Source organism: Coleofasciculus sp. A1-SPW-01, from assembly GCF_040217205.1.
Classification (GTDB): Bacteria; Cyanobacteriota; Cyanobacteriia; order Cyanobacteriales; family Coleofasciculaceae; genus Coleofasciculus; species Coleofasciculus chthonoplastes_A.
In genome coordinates, this window is sequence record NZ_JAVJNP010000078.1 from 1 (window position 1) to 18665 (window position 18665).

An 18665-nucleotide genomic window follows, 5' to 3' on the forward strand; every position below is an offset into this window, starting at 1 on the left:
CGGCGAAACCTATAGCCGTAACCCCGTTACTGTTGAAAATAGTGAGACCGCCGAAGACAATAGTGGTACAGAGACGGTAGATAACAACACCGACAATACAGATCCGACGGAGACAGAGAACGCCAACACCGATACCTCTAACGATGGCGACGAAACCTATAGTCGTAATCCTAATCCGGATACTCCTGACAATAGCGATACCGCCGAAGACAATAGTGGTACAGAGACGGTAGATAACAACACCGATAATACAGATCCGACGGAGACAGAGAACGCTAACACCGATACCTCTAACGATGGCGACGAAACCTATAGTCGTAATCCTAATCCGGATACTCCTGACAATAGCGATACCGTGAATAACGGTGGCTCGAACCCTACCGACAGCGGCGATAATTCCAATGTCGCCAACGGTAATTCCAATACCCCTGAATCCTCTGGACAAGACACCACAGCCGCAAACAACGGTAATGGAACCCCCAGTGAGACGCCTCAACAGCAGGCTTCAAACCAGGAAGAATCATCAACATCGTCAGAAACGGATAATGTTAGCGATCGCGTGGATCAACTTGAAGCTGCTTTTACCCAAGAATTCCAAACCTATCTCCAACAACAATTTGTAACCAAACAGCTAAATCTACAAGATATCACTGAACGGACTCGCGACATCGAACAAGTCACCGGCTTGAAAACCGCTGTGATTTATGTCAGCTTTGTCCCTCAACCCATGAACTCAGAAGCTAATGCTTGTCAAGCAGAGTCTGCGCCAGCCATGGATCGCCGATTTGGTTATACCCCCTCAGCATCAAGCAATTGCTCACCAGAAGACAATCAACAGCTAGAATTGGTACTGATTACTGCCGATGGTGAAGCCATTCAACGTCGAGTTCCTAATGCGATTCGGGCTAAGGTTTTAGCAGAGACTCAAAAGTTTCAGCGGACACTTAGCGATCGTCGTAACCTCGGATCAACGAACTACCTGGATTCAGCTCAGCAACTCTACCAATGGTTAATCGAACCCTTAGCGGACGATTTAGAAGCACGCCAAATCCAAGGGTTAATGTTTGCCATGGATTCCGGGTTGCGATCGCTCCCCATCGCCGCCCTTCACGATGGAGACAACTTCTTAATCGAGAACTATAGTGTCAACTTGATTCCCAGCTTCAGTTTAATGCAAGCTCGCAATCCCGACATTCGCTTGCGTCCAGTTCTAGCGATGGGGGCGTCGAAATTCCTCGATTTACAAGAGTTACCTTATGTCCCCCTAGAATTAGCCACAATTACTGAATACCTGTGGAAAGGCAAAGCATTTCTCAATGAGACGTTCACCTTCCAGAATCTGCAAGAACAAATCAGCCAGAATGAATTTGGTATCATCCATCTAGCCACTCACGCCGAATTCAAACCAGGTAATCCAGAGAATTCTTACATTCAACTGTGGAATCGCAAACTCCGGCTGAATGAACTCAAGGAATTAGGCTTATCTGATTCCGCTATCGATTTATTAGTCCTCAGTGCTTGCCGAACTGCCCTCGGTAATCAAGAGGCTGAATTAGGTTTTGCTGGCTCAGCATTACAAGCAGGTGTTGATTCTACCTTGGCTACTCTATGGTACGTCAGTGATGAAGGGGCATTAGGTGTCACCACTGAATTTTATCGTCAGTTAAGCCAAGTTCCGATTAAAAGTGAGGCATTACGCCGAGCGCAACTTGCCATGATTCGCGGCGAAGTTAGTATTGCTAACGGTCAATTAAATTATGGAGATAAGAGCATAACTTTACCCCCAGAAATGGCAGAACTCGCCAAGACCAAAAATCTCAACTTCTCGCATCCGTACTACTGGGCACCTTTTACCTTGATTGGTAATCCTCAGTAGATAAGTGGGGAAGATAGAGGAAGCAATGTAGAGACGTGCCATGGCGCGTCTGGAATCGGGGGAAGATGGGGAAGAAAAATTAAATTAGAGCTTATCCGAGCAGTAGTAATTTTCCTTCTATCCTCTATTCTCTATCCACTGCCTTATTTTTGATGTTTCTCGTAAGCCTCAACAATGCGCTGAACCAGAGGATTACGAACCACATCTTGAGTGGAAAGTTCGCAAAACGCAATCCCATCAACGGGGCGGAGAATTTTTTGCGCCACTCCTAATCCTGAATCTTGATTCGGTGGTAAATCGGTTTGAGTAACATCTCCAGTCACCACCATCCGAGAACCAAACCCCAAGCGAGTTAAGACCATTTTCATCTGGGCTGGGGTGGTATTTTGGGCTTCATCCACAATTACAAACGCATTATTCAGGGTTCGTCCGCGCATATAGGCTAAGGGTGCGACTTCAATAATTCCCCGTTCCATTAAATTGGGAATTTTCTCCCCATCAATTAGTTCATATAAAGCATCATAAAGCGGACGTAAAAACGGATTGACTTTCTGCTGTAAATCTCCCGGCAAAAATCCTAACTTTTCCCCCGCTTCTACAGCCGGTCGGGTTAAAATAAGGCGTTCATACTCATTTGCCAGTAATGCCCGAGTTGCCAATACCACCGCCAAAAAGGTTTTCCCGGTTCCCGCCGGTCCAATACAAAACGTCAAATCATGAGTAAGAACCGCTTTAACGTATTGGCGCTGGCGAAACGTCTTGGCGCGAATCACATCACCGCGACGGGTACGCGCCAGTACATCTTGATGTAAATCCTGGAGTTCATCCTCACGGTGGGTATCCAAAGCCTGAAACGCGGTGCGAATATCCGCCTCTTCAATCCGTCTACCCTCCAGCCAAAACGGTTTAAGCGATCGCACCACAGACGAGACGCGCTCAACTTGTTTTTGAGTCCCCGAAATGAGCAACTCCTGTCCCCTTAATACCAGACTCGCGCCAGTGCGTTGAGAGAGCAACTTCAGATTACTCTCGCGATCGCCCGCCAGTACCATAGCACTCTGGACACTCGGTAATTCAATTGTTTTAGATACTTCACTCAAGGTTTATCATCAGTTATCAGTGAGCAGTTATCAGCCAGTAGGGTGGTAGGGTGTGTTAGCGAAGCGTAACGCACCTTAACCAGTATATCGGGTGTGGCTGCGTAAGTCTTGCAACTATTAGCAGGCAGGGAAAACAAAGGACAAATGACAAATGACCAATGACAAATCAAGAACGAGGCTTAGAGTTAGGTTTAGGCAAGGGTAAGCGTCGAGGCGAACCTTTCCTCCCCTGGGATCTACTCCCGGAAGGGGCTTCACGGCGGGATGTGCCACCCGACTCATCATAGATATCCAAATAGACCGATTCACCAGCAATCTTAGCCACCCCTTGGATAACGGTGCGAATTGCCTGAATATTACGACCGCCTCGACCAAAGACTCGCCCCTTGTCCTCTCCGTCAAACGCCAGCCGAATCCAGACCCGACTATTAGCATGGGCGCGTTCGCAGTCTAAACTCAGCGACGTGGAAGACTCTAAAAACGGCTCAACTAAAAATCGCACCAGACTCCCATAATCCGGACTGGTTTTCTGCCCAGGTTCAGACACTGGCTTGTTGTTCAAGGACATTGGCTTTCTTGAGAATGCTGCGAACGGTATCCGTGGGCTGCGCTCCGTTTTTCAGCCACTTGGCAATAGCGGGGGCATTCAGCGTCGTTTGATCAGTTCTGGGATTGTAGAACCCCAACTCCTCCAAAGGACGCCCATCCCGACGGGTACTACTCTCAATCGCTACAATGCGATAACTCACTTCACGCTTTTTGCCGAATCGTTTTAATCGAATTTTGACCATAGTTTCCAATAACTCACCTGTTTGATTTTAAGCGATAATTATAGATTTAGGGGAAATGGGGATTCGTCATTCGTCATTCGTCATTTGTTGACTTCCCCAGCTCCCCCAGCTTCCCCAGCTCCCCCAGCTCCCCCAGCTCCCCCTACACCCTTATCTTCTCAAAGCTGACCAAACCCCTTCTTCTTCTTCGCCTTTTTCTTCTTCTTTGTCGGACCGCTACCGCGCCAACCCTGTGAGGCACGATTGCCCATCCCGCCACCAAACATATCACCCATACCACCCATTCCGCCCATTCCGCCCATTCCGGGAAGTCCGCCCATTTGACCTTGACCCATCTGCTTCATCAGCGATCGCATCTTGGTAAACTCACTAATTAGACTGCTCACCTCACGCTCACTATGCCCTGAACCCCTGGCAATACGGCGGCGGCGACTGGGAGAACCAGCCAGCAAATCCGGATTGCGGCGTTCCTCAGCCGTCATCGAATTAATCATCGCTTCCGTTTGCTTGAGTTTGCCTTCCCCTTTTTCCAGTTGATCCGAACTCAGCTTACCCATTCCTGGCATCAGCTTCATCAACCCACCCAGGGAACCCATATTTTTCAACAGCCGCATTTGCTTCAAGAAATCGCTGAAGTCAAACTGAGCATTGAGCATTTTCTCCTGCATCTGGGCGGCGTCAGCCATGTCAATTTCTTCTTGGGCTTTTTCCACCAGCGTCAGCACATCGCCCATACCCAGAATCCGGGATGCCATGCGATCGGGATAAAATGGCTGTAGTGCCTCTACCTTTTCACCCACACCGACAAATTTAATCGGCTGACCCGATACCTGGCGCACAGACAAGGCTGCACCCCCTCTCGTATCGCCATCCAGCTTGGTCAGAATTGCCCCTGTAATCCCAATTTGTTGATTAAACGTATGGGTTAGGGTTGCCGCCTCTTGACCCGTCATCGCGTCAACAACCAGCAGCACCTCGTCGGGTTTAACATTGTCCTTGATCTGGGCAAGTTCTGCCATCATCTCGGCGTCGATTTGTAATCGTCCCGCCGTATCGATAATTACAGTATCAACACCCGTTTCTTTGGCATGGGCAACCCCCTGACGGGCAATCTCTACGGGGTTAGTATCCGTCCCCATTTCAAAAACAGGGATATTAATCTGTTCACCCAACGTCACCAACTGGTCAATCGCCGCAGGGCGATAAACGTCCGTCGCCACCATCAAGCAACTGCGGTTTTCCTTCCCCAGGTGTAGGGCTAACTTAGCCGTCGCCGTAGTTTTCCCGGTTCCCTGCAACCCTGCCATCAGCACGATAGTGGGCGATGTATCTGCCTTAGCCAAGGGGACATTACTTTCCCCCATCACCTGCACCAGTTCATCGTAGACAATCTTGATAAACTGTTGGTCAGGGCGGACGCCAGCGATAACATCAGCGCCCATTGCCGTCGTTTCAACATCAGCAACAAATTTTTTGACAACTTGCAGGTTCACATCTGCCGACAGCAAAGCCCGACGCACCTCTTTCAGGGCGTCTTGAATATTGGCTTGAGATATCTTGTCTTGACCGCGTAGTTTCTTCCAGGCGTCTTCTAAGCGTTCGGCGAGAGCATCAAACATAGTTAACGTTAGTCTAAAAGTTTAGTGTTACGAGAGATAGGGTCGGATTGCCGTGACTTCTTACACAATAACGCTTTAGGGGCTTTTTCTACCAGTTCTCGACCTCTGGATTGTGCGATCGCGGTTTTCACCGATTTAAGAATTATAATTTCCTGACTGAATGGGATCGCCTGGTGGTGGATGTCGTCCTAGGATTTGACGACGAGCAGGCATTGTTTATATATCCGATTGATTCTGACTTAAATAAAGATTGCGAACAGTCCGATTGACAAAGCTGAGATAATCATCGATTTCTTCATCCAAATCCAGTTCTTGTTCTTCTTCAGAACTTAGCGAATAGTTTTGTTGTTTCTCTAAAAGTGCCTCTATCCGTTCTTGAACGGTACTAGAAGCGCGAAACAGAGGGATTCCTTCAACCAATTCAATACGGACAGCACCTTCAATTGGAAACGTATTGGGTGAATTTTGCAGTTTAGGTAAAAGTAGCATAATTTGGGATTGTCTCGAATTTACAAATAGTGTTCTTAAATTTATTTTATGGGCAATCCGGAATAGCCGGAACATTATCCCGTGGAAATAACTCAACCTTCCATCCGGGTTGTCCCCACCAGACAACACGTTCTCCTGACTCAATCCAAAAGTAAAGGCGTTAGATGATGCCATCCTCAAAAATTAGCTGAGGATAGTCTGGATAATCAGTTAAACGATAACTATTAATCTATACCAAACTCTATAAAATTTGATTTACACTGACCAACAATTCCATTGTCTATTAGACCTATATGTAATTTTTCTTTATCACAATTTCCTGTTAGATTCGGATAATTTACGACGAAATTTGTCACAAATTGCAACTGATTTCCTGCGTTTTTCTTGTGGATTATAGCCAATTCAAATTCAGGGTTAATTCGGAGAGCTTCATTGTATGCGGCAATAGCTTTTCGGTAATTTTCTTGAAAAACTGACCATTGCGCTAAACCCGTGCCATATTGTAGTACAACACCTAAATGATACCAAGCTTGATAGTAGTTAGGGTTGAGTTCAATTGCTTTTTTGAATGCCAATATAGCTTCTTCGTTATTTGAAAATCCAAAGAACAGTACATTGCCTATTTCATCCCAGATTTCTGGAGCTACTTCATTCTGAATCCTTGGATGGCGTTGGCTAAATATTAGAGCTTCTTCTAAAATATCAAGACTTTCTTGATACCAATGCAATCTTCTTAAGCTTTTTCCTTTTTTGAGCCATGCTTGCAAATTTTTATCATTTATTTGAATTGCTTGGTCATAAGATTCTAACGCTTTTTCATATTCCTCAAAGTAAAAGAAACCATCACCGCGCTTAATTAAAGCTGCATAGCTACTTTGATCTAGACTGGCTATATTAAAGGCAGCAAGCGCTTCTTCATGACGTCCCAATGCTTCCAAGGCTTGTCCTTTACCATACCAAGCTTGATAGTAGGCATCATGACTATAATTTTCTATTGCTTGCTCAAAGGAAGTAAGTGCTTCCTCATAGCGTCCTAATTCATACAATACTACACCTCGCCAGTGCCAAGCCGTGTGGTAGTCTGGATCAATTTTGGTTGCTTCTTCTAGCGAATTCAGTCCTTGCCCCAATTTTTCTAAGTGCTGACTGAGTAAAAACCCTCTTGCATACCAAGCAATCCGATAGTCAGGATTAATTTTGATAATTTTATTAAAACATTCAAGTGATTCTATATAACGCCTTAATCGATATAAACGATTACCTCGTTGAGCTAACTCTTCAATTGAAATAGAGTTATCTATAGGACATGGCGATACTGAACCTCCTGATAAATTTTCAATATCCTTTGGTGAAAATTGGTTAGCAGGATAATGTGTTCTATCTGGTGGTTCTAAGGAAGCTAAGGAAGCTGCTGTTACGCCTAGTGCTGTGAACGTGCTTACTTCCTGCTCTAAAAATTCATGAATAGGAATACCCAAACTGTAACCAAACTCGATATTATCTTTACTATCTGCCTCAGTCTGTCCATGAATTCCAATTACTCGTCCATCAGCATCTAAAACTGGACCACCGCTCATTCCTTTTTGGGTTGCATTTGTATACAAAAGCTCATAACCACCATCAAAAGGGTTTTGTGCTGTAGAAAAGGCAGCTTCCTTATCTAAAAGTAATCCAAGAGTCAATACAGGTTCACCAGGCTGAGAAACGTCCATGGGGTATCCAGCAACGACAACAGGTTGATCCCTTTGTGAAATCTTACTTGTTGAGTCATTGTCAAGTATCGTAACTTTCTCTTCTTTATCGAAAATTGTAGCAATTTTGTAGCGCTTTTTACTGATAAACGGTACGATAGCCAAGTCTACACCGTCGAGTGGAACAATACTTGCATCATTAATCTCATAAGATGAACTGCCATCAGGAGCAATAACTTCATAGGAAGGTGAATCAGGTTTCTTAGAGACGACATGCTTCGCGGTTAAAATGAAATGTGTGTCACCACTCCTAGCAATAATTACTCCAGAACCATGATTTTTACCGCTCTCCCGAATTAACACAGTAATCTCTTTCGCCGTATTCCTAATGTCTTCGGCTGTTGCTGCCACGGTAATTTTAGGCTGAACCATTACAATGGTGGCTGCGATACCGATGATTGCTGCTGGAAACTGATAAGGAAAAGTCATTCATGCACCTCAATTAAAGTTTGTAGTCGTTTTTTACGTCATTTTTGAGTTGTACTCATAAAACTGTTTTGCCGATCACTTTGTTCATCAAAAAGCGGTGACAATACTAAACTTGACTTTAATGATTCCGGAACTAGCTCGACAAAAGTCTGCATGGGAATTGCCCAACTCAGACGACGCATTTGCTGCTGTACTTCTGTTGAAGGTACAGAGCCATCTTTGAAAACATAAGGATTTCCCCAAAGAGGATACTTATCCATACCATTGACACCTATAAGCTTACCCTGATAATTAAGCAAAGGTCCCCCGCTCATCCCCTTTTCCACCCGATTGGTATACCCGATTTGATAACCTCCCTCAAAGGCTTGCTCAGGTAAAAGAGAGATTTGCCCAGTTGTGTATACAAACCCTTTAGGGTTTGATGGTTTAGCTTCTGAGGAAAATCCTGCGGCAAACACTTGATCACCTACTGTTAACGTATATGAAGTATCTAGAGAGGCGACTGGGTAAGACTCATCGGTACTCTGAAATTGTAATAGGGCTAAATCATTACCGTTGAGGTGGACAGTCTGTAACCAATTGGCTCGATAGAGATGACCATCAGGAGTCTGAATCCGATGAGCGTCTCCTTCTACCAGTATATGTTCAGTCGTTAAAACTGTATAGATCAGCCCTTGCTTGTATAAGATAACCCCTGAACCCCAGGTATCTTGTGACAAGACTTTAACGGTAAAAGTTTGGGCTAAATCATCCAGTTGCTTTACAGATAGGGTGTCTTGCTTTTGTCCAATTTGGATGGAAAAGACATCTCTAGGATTAGAAAAACTGACATTCAGGATGACTACTGATAGAGTAATCAATAGACTCCCAGTACAGATAACCATGATGAGTAAGTACCAATTCATTTTGGCTGCATTAGCCATGGATTTACTGCTCTAATAGAGGGGTGTTCCCATTTTCAGGTGAAAGGTCTCTGAGGTATTGCTTTAAATTAAAGTAAACTGGATTTGACCCAGCTTGAGATATCGGACTTCCAACATATCGAGAAAGGTTGTTTAACTGCTGAATAATCCGACTGGCATCCGCCCTCGACTTCAGCGTAAATAGTACGGCTTCACAACCACTGTATCGATCCCTACTGGCACAGAGGACGGGAGAATTACTGGCTGGGTCAAGCATAATATAATCCATTCCCTGTTCTATGATATAAGTTTGAAACCTGGGAGATATAATTTGACAGCGATCTCTAGGGGTATGACCTCCGAGAGTTGATACCCACAAAATCAGGGGGTAAGTTCTCTCGGGATTTTGCACCATGGTCGCGTCTACTCCGTTATGTTTGCCACAATACATTGTGATATCGCCAGCTTGAGTATTTCCAATCTGGCTAAGAGTCACAGTTGCACCGAATCCAATTAGGAGTGCAATCAGTAGTCTATTCATCAATCGGTTTTTCATAATCCTCTTCTCGCTTAGATTCAAGGTATAGCTAGAACAAAAGTATCACTGCCTATCGGTCATATTCATCGCAAAGATAGCGATCGCTGCCACTAATATTTTGATTCGTTTTCAAGTAGTCGTGCAACCAATTACAAGTGCGTACCAGTAAATCATCAAGATTCAGGTTCCATAGGATTACCTCATCTCCCCCACTGCTGGAAATTATGGTCTTATTGTCGGGACTGAAACTTACATTATTGAAAGCTTTTCCTTGTCCCTGAAGGGTTTTGAGTAAAATACCATCTCGGTTCCAGAGTCTTATGGTTTTGTCCTCACTCGCTGAAGCGAGGATTTGACCATCTGAACTGAAACTCACTCGATTCACCCAATTGCTGTGTCCCGACAATGTTTTGAGCCAAGTGCCATCTTGATTCCAGAGTTTGATCGTATTGTCGGCACTAGCGGAGGCAATGGTTTGACCATCGGGACTAAAACTGACGCTGAGTACACCAGCGCTATGTGCTGGAATCGTTTTCAGCAATGTGCCATTTAGCCTCCAAAGCTTAATCGTATGATCAGCACTAACGGAGGCAATTGTTTTATTATCGGGACTGAAACTCACACTATACACTTGATCTGTATGTCCCTTTAGACTGTTGACCAAGTGACCGTCTAAAGTCCAAAGTTTGACCGTTTTATCTGCACCAGCAGAAGCAATGGTTTGTCCATTGGGACTAAAACTCACGCTCCAAACACTACTCTTATGCCCCTGTAACGTTTTGAGCAAGGAACCGTTTCTACTCCAGAGTTTAACTGTTTTATCGGCACTAGCAGAAGCAATGGTTTGTCCATCAGGACTAAAGCTCACACTATAAACTTGATCCGTATGTCCTGGGAGAGTTTTCAGTAACTCACCGGACTGACTCCAGAGTTTAATGGTGTTGTTTCGACTAGCAGACGCAATCATCTGCCCATCAGGACTAAAACTTGCATCCCAAGCCACCTCTCCTGGAAGGGTTTGGATAGAATTGCGATCGCGATTCCAGAATTTGACGGTATTATCCTGACTAGCAGAAGCAATTGTCTGTCCATCGGGACTAAAATTTACGCTTAAAACACTATCTGTATGCCCTTGTAGAGTTTTGAGCAACTTGCCTTCCAGACTCCAGAGTTTAACCGTTTTATCGGCACTAGCAGAAGCTATTGTCCTGCCATCAGGGCTAAATCTGACGCTCCAAACAAAACTACTATGTCCAGGTAAAGTCTTGAGTATTTTTCCTTCTAAGTCCCAAAGTTTAACCGTTTGATCGGCACCAGCAGAAGCAATGGTCTGTCCATCGGGACTGAAAGCCACCGTAAAAACACTATTCCTATGCCCTTCAAGCGTTTTGACAAGACGACCCTCTAAACTCCAGAGTTTGATAGTATTATCCTGACTAGCTGAGGCAATGGTTTGTCCATCGGGACTGAAACTTACACTCCATACCAGATCGCTATGCCCTTGTAATGTTTTGAATAATGTTCCATCATGGCTCCAAAGTTTGACCGTATTATCCGCACTGGCAGAAGCAATGGTCTTGCCATCAGGACTGAAACGAACAAATCTGACACTATCACCATGTCCCTGAATAACTTTGAGTAGAATTCCATCACGACTCCAAAGCTTAATTGTATGATCAGCACTAGCGGAGGCAATTGTTTTCCCGTCAGGGCTAAAACTGACACTATTAACCTGACCGCTATCTTCTGGGAAAGTGTTGAGCAATGTTCCATCACGTCTCCAGAGTTTAATTGTTTTATCAGCGCTAGCAGAAGCAAGAGTCTGTCCATCAGGACTAAAACTTAAGTCAGACACACTGTCACTATGTCCCTGTAACCGATTACGCTCTTGAATTTCAGAAAACGCCTGATGCAATGATGTTACAACCCGAATTCGAGTATCAGGAGTGACATCAACTACCTCTTTGAGTTGGATTCCTGCCCTCAAACTTGCTATTAGTGCCTCCAACGTGTTACCTGAAAGCAAGAGTGCCTCAGAAGATGTACTCATGGTATTAAGTTGGGCATCTTGTTCGGCAATATTCGCTCTTTTTATTTGATGTTTTACATAGTTCGTTGTCCATCCCACTACGGTTACTGATGTAACCAAGATTAGAGTCAGTCCAATACTACCTGCACGAAGAATCTGTGTTGTTTTATTTTGCAATTCGGCTGAACGGCGTTCGGCTTTAATTCGATCTTCAGCTAACTCTCGTTTTTCTTGAGCTTGGCTAGTATCCAGAAATTGTTCATCCTCATAACTCAAGCTTTTATTAACTTTCCATGCCAATGCTTCTTGCAATTTTTTGCCCCGCAACAATCGTGATTCGTCTTGGCAATTAGTAGCTAACCAAGCCGTTATATCCTCAGAGTAAGGTCGCAAATTGGCTAAAACATGATTTACCCAACTCTGGTTAAAAACTTCTTGGTAGATTCGATTGTAAACTCTTAGCCTACTCTGCTGTTTAACCACCAAACCGGACAGTTGCAATTCCATTTGTTTGTTATCATTAGCGACAATCTCTTCCTGTCGCAAAATCTTCTGGTACAACCCCAACAGTCGCCCAGCAGTTTTTTTATTGCTCAGGATACGATCGCGGATTGTCCTCAAATGTTCTGGATTGTCCTGAGATTCCCAGTTTTCAACGATGTGCGATCGCACCAACTTTTCCACCCACTCTTTCTCTGACTCTCCTGGCTTGAAAGAATGTTGGGATTCTCCACAAGCATCATAAACAATTTGACAAAGCTTTTGGGTAAGAAATGGCTGTCCTCCTGTCCAACTCAAAACTTCTTTTAAAATCTCATGGGGATGATCCACTCTACCGACTAATCCCTCAGCTAATGGTTGTGCTTCATCTAATTCAAAACCACATAATTCGATTCCACAACCAATGTTAAATGGTGTGCGATTTTTGTCCCGAATAAAATCTGAAGGCGTGACTACACCTAGTAAGCAGAACGTCAACCGTTTATAAGCGGGATTGTCAACCCGTTGATTGTAACACCCCCGAATTAAAGCAAAAAAATCATCGGTTGAGAAGTTTAAACTAATTACCGTATCAACTTCATCAATAAAAATAACAATATTTTCCGCTACTTTAGCCAATAAAAATTCTTCTAAAAAAATACCCAATTGCTGCACAGCGGATAACGATTCATGCTCTTTCCACCAAGTTCTTGGGTTAATCTTATCCGATAGCTCAAGTTTTCTGACTAAATCGTAAAATATTCCTTTGTACCAATTAGATTGGGTGACATTATCACTGCCAATTGTTATCAAGTCAATTGACGCACATTTTACCCCTTCTTTTTTCAATTTTTCCATAGTTTGCACCCGCAAGCTAGACTTTCCCATTTGCCGCGAGTTCAACACATAGCAAAATTTACCAGCCTTTAACGCCTGATAAAGGTCTTCATCTGCTTGACGCATTACATAACTGGGAGCATCAGCGGCTAAACTGCCACCAAATTGATATTCGTAATTAGTCATTGATCATTTGTCCTTCGTAGTAGTGGACACTCTATTGCTTTAAAGTACATAAAAATTGGATTTTGTTGGGTTTCTTTCGTCAACCCAACTTACAACCTAAAATGATGGAATAGATTATAACTATTACTCCCCTCTCCCCACGGTGGGAGAGGGGCTGGGGGTGAGGGGGTTTCTGGCTTAAATTGACACCAATGACATTTATGCGCCCCTACTATTTCATTAAATTTGCTGTGCCACGCCACTCTAATTACACCGTATTGTTGATAACACTTTCTATTGACTTAGTAATTGACTCAACCGTTTTAAAATCCTAAGTACCGTATAAATGTCATCTCCGCGTCTGAGCGAAAATGGATAGGACTCAGCATATCTTGGTCTATCCTGTTTAATCAGCTTCAAAAAAATAAAATCCATACCGTTTGTAACCAATCCAAATGCAGGTTGGTTAGGATTAGGATGACCCAGCATATAAGTCAAAGCTTGTGGTATCCCGGCATCTAAGGAATATTTTGCCCCTTTTGCCTCAATTACCAGTATCCAAAACTCAGGGGTAAAAACCAAAAGGTCAAGACGCCCTTTAATTATCAGTTCCTCATCCTCCGAGGCAATTTCTACCTCCTTCTCAGCCGCAAGATAAAACGGCGGACGATAAAATCCTGCTAGTTTCAATAAGGGTGACAAAACCACAAGTTTAACAATGGGTTCAAGGATGGTATATCGAGATAAGTGGAGATAGTCTCCTTTAACTTCATCTAAAGATTGCTCTTCTGAATCCGTGAGTTCAGGTAAGTCATCTTGCCATTCTGGGAAGAATTGTAGATCATCGATACGTTCTAAACCAAATTTTTTGATTAAATCATCGAGATTAATTTTCTGGGCAGCGATGGTTTCAACCATTATTTTACCTCCTATAAACAGCATTTTTGTGAAATACAAACGGAATACTTTTGTGAGTATGCAATGCGTAAGGCAGGTTTTTGGCTAAACCCGCCCCGACAGTTCGAGACTTTTAATTTATGTTTTCCCATCTCTAAGCGTCTGGGAAAAATACTGGGAATATAGCAAACAACGCGGCTTAACAGAATTATTCTCTAATTGCACTAAACCTAAGCTTTGTAACTTAAACATCAGCATCGATTCCAATGGCACAGGGCAATTTGCCTCAACTACCGTTTTCATCGCTGCGGCTAACTCAGGATACTGTTGTAAATTCCACAACTGTCCCCGTAAATGATTGCTGTAAATTCCTGATTCGGTAGCAGCCGTTTGCAAGAGTTGTTCAAACGTAATATCTTCACGAGTGAGGGAATAAATAGCAAGCTGAATCAGATGGGGATGTCCTCCTACCATCTCTATTAACTGAGTCACCTGGGAATTATCCAAATCTAATCTTTGTTGTTGGGCTAACTCTTGCATTTGTTCGGGCGTAAACTCTGGTAACTCAATTGGCACACCGACATTAAACGGTGAACGATTTGTACTAAGCTGAATATAAACATCGGTAGAATGGGCGATCACTAACCGCAATTTCTGCCACAGTCGGCTGGTTTTTGCTTCCTCATGCCAAACTCGCAGCATACCAAAAAAGTCTTGGGCAATTTTGGGATAGGGAAAAATTTGATCAACATTATCTAACGCCAAGACTAAGGGCTGGTCTAATTGAGATAACAGATGATCTTCAAAATAAATCGTGCAATTTTGAGAACTTCCTAACCCTTCTTCCCAATACTCTGCAAGTTGAGTCGGTAATTTTAGTTTCCGACTAACAAACGTACAGAACCAGCGCAAGAATTCATCGAGTCCACGCAAAACGGCTTGATCGGCGTGGAGTAAATTTAAGCGAACGGTGCGATAATGTTCTTTGACTGCTTGTTCGAGAATCTTATCAATCAGCAAGGTTTTTCCCATCCGCTTTGGGGCTTTAATTCGCAGTAGGGAACCGGGCTTGACGATTGTTTCATAGCAACGCGATTCGCTGGGAGGACGCAGGATATAGGTAGAGACTTCAGGTTCAGTATCTGTCTGTTCTTCATCCACCTCTACTACTAAAGATGAGTTCTTATCCGCGACAGAAAAGTCCGCAATGTCCTCTAAATTCAGCCCCAACGTATGGCACAGTTCATAAAAATTCAAATAGTCTACAGGTTTGCCATTGAGGAAATTGGAGACGGTGGAGAGAGAAAGCTGTACACTCTCGGCTAACTTTTGCTGACTCGCAAAACGATTTCGTGGTAGTGCAGCTTTGACTATTTCGATATACTGGGAAGCAACTTTTAATGATCGCGACATGATTAAACTATTGAATCACCCTGTTGTGATCATAGTCTTATCATCCCTCTTATCCCGCCAAGTCATATATAAGTCAGATATAAGTCGGACAATTTAGATCCCCGACTTCTTCAAGAAGTCGGGGATCTGGTCAAGGATGAAAATTGAGGGATAATAATCAAGTGTATGCTTGCGGAAAATTTCTCCTCGTGTCCAAACCTTTCGTCCTAATGGATCATGATGGCGGTGTCGATGATTATTTGGCAACCGTCTTGCTGATGACAATGGATCACATCCAACCTTTGGGTATCGTTGTCACTCCGGCTGATTGCTATATTCAACCCGCCGTTAACGCCACGCGCAAAATTTTAGACCTAATCGGATGTTCTCATATCCCCGTTGCTGAAAGTACGGTACGCGGGATTAATCCCTTTCCCCCCCTTTACCGCCGGGATGCGTTTATCGTGGATCATCTGCCAATTCTTAACCAGAATGACACCATTCAAACCCCCCTGCTAACCGAAACCGGTCAAGAGTTTATCGTGCGATCGCTGCAAACGGCTGACCAACCTGTTACCCTGATGGTGACAGGACCCCTCACCACTGTCGCCACCGCCTTAACCCTCGCCCCTGATATCGCAGCGAAGATTGAACAAATCGTCTGGATGGGGGGTGCAATTCACGTTTCAGGGAACGTCGAAAAAAGCCTGGAACCTGGACAAGATGGTTCAGCCGAATGGAACGCCTACTGGGACCCCCTCGCCGTGCATCAAATTTGGCAAACTCAGATTCCGATTGTCCTTTGTCCCCTTGACTTGACCAATACCGTCCCGGTTACCTCTGAGTTTGTTTACAAATTGGGGAAACAGCGTCACCATCCCATTTCCGATTTGGCGGGTCAATGTTACGCCTTAGTAATTCCCCAAGACTATTATTTCTGGGATGTTCTCGCCACCACCTATCTGGCTCATCCCGAGTTCTTTACCTGGCAAGATTGGGAAACCACTGTGATTCCTCAGGGTTCCAGTCAAGGTCGTATCCAAGTCGAAGCGGGAGGAAAACGGATTCGGGTGCTGGATACCGTCGATAAGACAGAATACTACTCCTATCTCTTACATCAGTGGGCAAGGTAACATGGAAAGTGTGATTTAAGTCACCTTACTCACGCTCAGCCGAGTTATCTGAGAATCATGCCTCCCCAACCCAATTAACCATTAACCCTTTCCTGGAAAGCGCTTGAGGGGTAATCCCCTGCCAGTCTCACCTGTTGGGTGAAAACTAAATGAGAATGGTTCATTTCTTTTAATAACTGTGATAATCCTGTATTATGAATGATAAAAACAGCAAAAATATGACAGAAGCGATTTTTGAGCAGAGTCGTTATCGCAACTCGAACCCCTCCTTGTCTGGGACAAGAGTTCAGAGGCAGACTCTGCTCTTTTAAAGTTTCCATATAACATCCGATTTTTTTAACGCCGAGAGGATGCATCATCAGTGCTGATTGACACTCACCTGACTACAGGTGAGAAATAGGGCTTTTTGCATCTTCTCCTATTGAAGGGAAATGAGAGTGTAGCGGGATTTTTACCATGACCTATTCCATCGCATCCACAGAACGTTCCGTGTCCCAGCCGACACAGCGTCAGCGTTCTACTGTTGGCAAAACACCCAACTCGTCAAAGTCCGACTCGTCAACATCCAACGTTCATTCCTTAGCGGTGCTTTGGGCGAGGAAATACTATACGGCTGTTACCAACCAAGACCAAAATGAGTCAGCATCCAGTTTAGCGGCGGCGGATCTCAAGGAAATTGCCTCACTCGAAGCCAGAAAAAGCACGGCAGAGAAAATGATGCAAAAGCTCAACTTTGCCAGTGCCCAAGCCTGGTCGTTGACCGAAACGCTGCTATCTGAGGAAATTCGGCGTCATGGTATTAATCCTGAATTAGTCAATCCCTTAGAAATTGCGGCTGATACCCGTTATCTGTTTCAAAAGACGGCAAATGCTTATGCTCAACGCGCAACACCCCGACGCTTATCGGTGATTGTCGGCAAAGATTTTGGTAAAGTGCGCCAAAAATATACGAGTGTTGACCGCCGTGCGATCGGGTTTGTCAGTATGCAGTTTCACTACACGGGTCAAAAATTACTCGAGTGGCTCTCCCCAGGGGAACAAAAACTGTGGCTTCCCTATTTAAAGGTAATGGATGACCACATGTATATGCCCCTACAAGCGGCGTATGATGCAGCTGCCAACCATCCCTACAATTCCCAGGCGCTATTAGCGGTGCAGAATCTGTTACCCATCAGCACAAAACTGGCTATTTCGGTGTGCCAACAAGTTTGCCGTCAAAATCCCAACTACGAAACCTACAGCGGTTCGCTGATGAGCAAAACGGTAAGAATTGCCAGTATCCGCGACGTGGAAATGTTTCAGGTTTATCTGTGTCTGTGTGTCTTAGAAGATGACATTCGGGCGGTGCAGCGAGAATTGTTTCCGTTATGCGTCATGCTTTATCCGCGTCTGCGTGTCGGCTGGCGTTTAGTGCAAGATATGCTGAAAGCGATTGGTTGGGAAATGTACAATCGCCTACCTCCCGAAAATATGGCAACCTTTTTACCCTATCTGCGGACATTAACGGAGATGTTCTCCTGTGACGTGTTTCAAGAGCCAGAATAGCTTTGTAGAGACGTTGCATGCAACGTCTCTACAGTCTGGAAAAGAAGGGTTCTATAATTTATTAAGTCTGCGTTGAAAACTGCGCTAGCGTGAAGAGAAGCGATTACGACGAATGACGAATGACAAACCATAAAGCAACAGCAACTCTCAAAACTAGACTGCTTGAATGATTTCCTGTTTAAGTTAATTCTATCTGGAGTGGCACTAAAAACTTAGTTTTTAGAGCTTATCTCCCTAGTTTACAATTTTAGGAAATCTCAGCAATTTGTTGAGCGTTGCTGTTACTTGTCAATGAGGAAATAGAGATGAAATTTATCAGTCGGTTTTATACCTCCTAATTTGATTTTTTCAGTTCAACTTCTGTCATTAGTAAGCCTTTAGGCTTCAATTTCTAATGTAATCACCTTTCCGAGAAAGCACAAGCAAATGACATAGAAGTTTACGTTTCGATGATTAAAGGCTGTCGTTTGTGTTACAAATAATTTACGAATCAGGTTCTGTGAACCTAATGTTCGCGATAAGTGGTGATCAGATATTGACGGGTTGAAGCGTGTCATAAGCGCCAAATTTCCGTAATTCTACGGTAGCGATCGCATTTCTCCATCTGGCTTAATTTTACTATCAGTAGAAATACGGAGTCTGAGACAGGGTGTCATGGTCAGATGCAGGCAAAGTCAATCACGTCGGGGAAT

At 44.1% G+C, this 18665-nt stretch carries 14 protein-coding genes; 3 read left to right on the forward strand and 11 right to left on the reverse strand.

Annotated features, from left to right (window positions below; all coding sequences use genetic code 11):
- A partial coding sequence (locus tag RH949_RS12125) for a CHAT domain-containing protein (protein ID WP_446353373.1) occupies positions 1 to 1876 on the forward strand: 1876 nt, incomplete at its 5' end.
- A gap of 143 nt (positions 1877 to 2019) precedes the next feature.
- Here the strand turns inward: RH949_RS12125 and RH949_RS12130 are convergent.
- From RH949_RS12130 to RH949_RS12180, 11 genes are all read right to left on the reverse strand, one after another.
- Positions 2020 to 2976: a PhoH family protein gene (locus RH949_RS12130; RefSeq protein WP_446353375.1), complete on the reverse strand. Its 957-nt coding sequence runs from the start codon at positions 2974 to 2976 to the stop codon at positions 2020 to 2022.
- 166 nt (positions 2977 to 3142) lie between these two features.
- Positions 3143 to 3544 (reverse strand): KH domain-containing protein, encoded by a 402-nt coding sequence (locus RH949_RS12135; protein WP_044209199.1) that lies wholly within the window; start codon positions 3542 to 3544, stop codon positions 3143 to 3145.
- Complete coding sequence (gene rpsP, locus RH949_RS12140; protein ID WP_006103355.1) at positions 3516 to 3767, reverse strand: 30S ribosomal protein S16; 252 nt, start codon at positions 3765 to 3767, stop codon at positions 3516 to 3518. The genes RH949_RS12135 and rpsP overlap by 29 nt, the downstream gene beginning before the upstream one ends.
- A gap of 158 nt (positions 3768 to 3925) precedes the next feature.
- Positions 3926 to 5386, reverse strand: coding sequence for a signal recognition particle protein (gene ffh, locus RH949_RS12145; protein WP_446353378.1), 1461 nt, complete (start codon positions 5384 to 5386; stop codon positions 3926 to 3928).
- A gap of 216 nt (positions 5387 to 5602) precedes the next feature.
- A complete protein-coding gene (locus RH949_RS12150) occupies positions 5603 to 5875 on the reverse strand; it encodes a hypothetical protein (RefSeq protein ID WP_446353396.1) in 273 nt (90 codons plus the stop codon).
- Between the two features lie 224 nt (positions 5876 to 6099).
- Positions 6100 to 8055: a tetratricopeptide repeat protein gene (locus RH949_RS12155; RefSeq protein WP_446353380.1), complete on the reverse strand. Its 1956-nt coding sequence runs from the start codon at positions 8053 to 8055 to the stop codon at positions 6100 to 6102.
- 38 nt (positions 8056 to 8093) lie between these two features.
- On the reverse strand, positions 8094 to 8978 hold the full coding sequence (locus tag RH949_RS12160) for a S1 family peptidase (protein ID WP_446353382.1): 885 nt from the start codon (positions 8976 to 8978) through the stop codon (positions 8094 to 8096).
- A gap of 4 nt (positions 8979 to 8982) precedes the next feature.
- On the reverse strand, positions 8983 to 9513 hold the full coding sequence (locus RH949_RS12165) for a COP23 domain-containing protein (protein WP_446353384.1): 531 nt from the start codon (positions 9511 to 9513) through the stop codon (positions 8983 to 8985).
- Positions 9514 to 9565: 52 nt separating this feature from the next.
- Positions 9566 to 13027: a WD40 domain-containing protein gene (locus tag RH949_RS12170; RefSeq protein ID WP_446353386.1), complete on the reverse strand. Its 3462-nt coding sequence runs from the start codon at positions 13025 to 13027 to the stop codon at positions 9566 to 9568.
- Positions 13028 to 13300: 273 nt separating this feature from the next.
- The gene (locus RH949_RS12175; protein WP_446353388.1) at positions 13301 to 13924 is read right to left on the reverse strand and encodes a restriction endonuclease subunit R; all 624 of its coding nucleotides are present in this window, start codon (positions 13922 to 13924) and stop codon (positions 13301 to 13303) included.
- A gap of 117 nt (positions 13925 to 14041) precedes the next feature.
- Positions 14042 to 15316 (reverse strand): AAA-like domain-containing protein, encoded by a 1275-nt coding sequence (locus RH949_RS12180; protein ID WP_446353390.1) that lies wholly within the window; start codon positions 15314 to 15316, stop codon positions 14042 to 14044.
- A gap of 188 nt (positions 15317 to 15504) precedes the next feature.
- Here RH949_RS12180 and RH949_RS12185 point away from each other — a divergent pair, with 188 nt between their 5' ends.
- Positions 15505 to 16428 (forward strand): nucleoside hydrolase, encoded by a 924-nt coding sequence (locus RH949_RS12185; protein WP_446353392.1) that lies wholly within the window; start codon positions 15505 to 15507, stop codon positions 16426 to 16428.
- A gap of 456 nt (positions 16429 to 16884) precedes the next feature.
- Positions 16885 to 17973 (forward strand): hypothetical protein, encoded by a 1089-nt coding sequence (locus tag RH949_RS12190; RefSeq protein WP_446353394.1) that lies wholly within the window; start codon positions 16885 to 16887, stop codon positions 17971 to 17973.
- The last annotated feature ends 692 nt before the right edge of the window (positions 17974 to 18665 follow it).

Coding starts and splice junctions, on each gene's coding strand:
- RH949_RS12170 (WP_446353386.1), bottom strand. CDS start 13,027: ATGACTAATTACGAATATCAATTTGGTGGCAGTTTAGCCGCTGATGCT.
- rpsP (WP_006103355.1), bottom strand. CDS start 3,767: ATGGTCAAAATTCGATTAAAACGATTCGGCAAAAAGCGTGAAGTGAGT.
- RH949_RS12190 (WP_446353394.1), top strand. CDS start 16,885: ATGACCTATTCCATCGCATCCACAGAACGTTCCGTGTCCCAGCCGACA.
- RH949_RS12180 (WP_446353390.1), bottom strand. CDS start 15,316: ATGTCGCGATCATTAAAAGTTGCTTCCCAGTATATCGAAATAGTCAAA.
- RH949_RS12155 (WP_446353380.1), bottom strand. CDS start 8,055: ATGACTTTTCCTTATCAGTTTCCAGCAGCAATCATCGGTATCGCAGCC.
- RH949_RS12175 (WP_446353388.1), bottom strand. CDS start 13,924: ATGGTTGAAACCATCGCTGCCCAGAAAATTAATCTCGATGATTTAATC.
- RH949_RS12165 (WP_446353384.1), bottom strand. CDS start 9,513: ATGAAAAACCGATTGATGAATAGACTACTGATTGCACTCCTAATTGGA.
- RH949_RS12135 (WP_044209199.1), bottom strand. CDS start 3,544: ATGTCCTTGAACAACAAGCCAGTGTCTGAACCTGGGCAGAAAACCAGT.
- ffh (WP_446353378.1), bottom strand. CDS start 5,386: ATGTTTGATGCTCTCGCCGAACGCTTAGAAGACGCCTGGAAGAAACTA.
- RH949_RS12150 (WP_446353396.1), bottom strand. CDS start 5,875: ATGCTACTTTTACCTAAACTGCAAAATTCACCCAATACGTTTCCAATT.
- RH949_RS12160 (WP_446353382.1), bottom strand. CDS start 8,978: ATGGCTAATGCAGCCAAAATGAATTGGTACTTACTCATCATGGTTATC.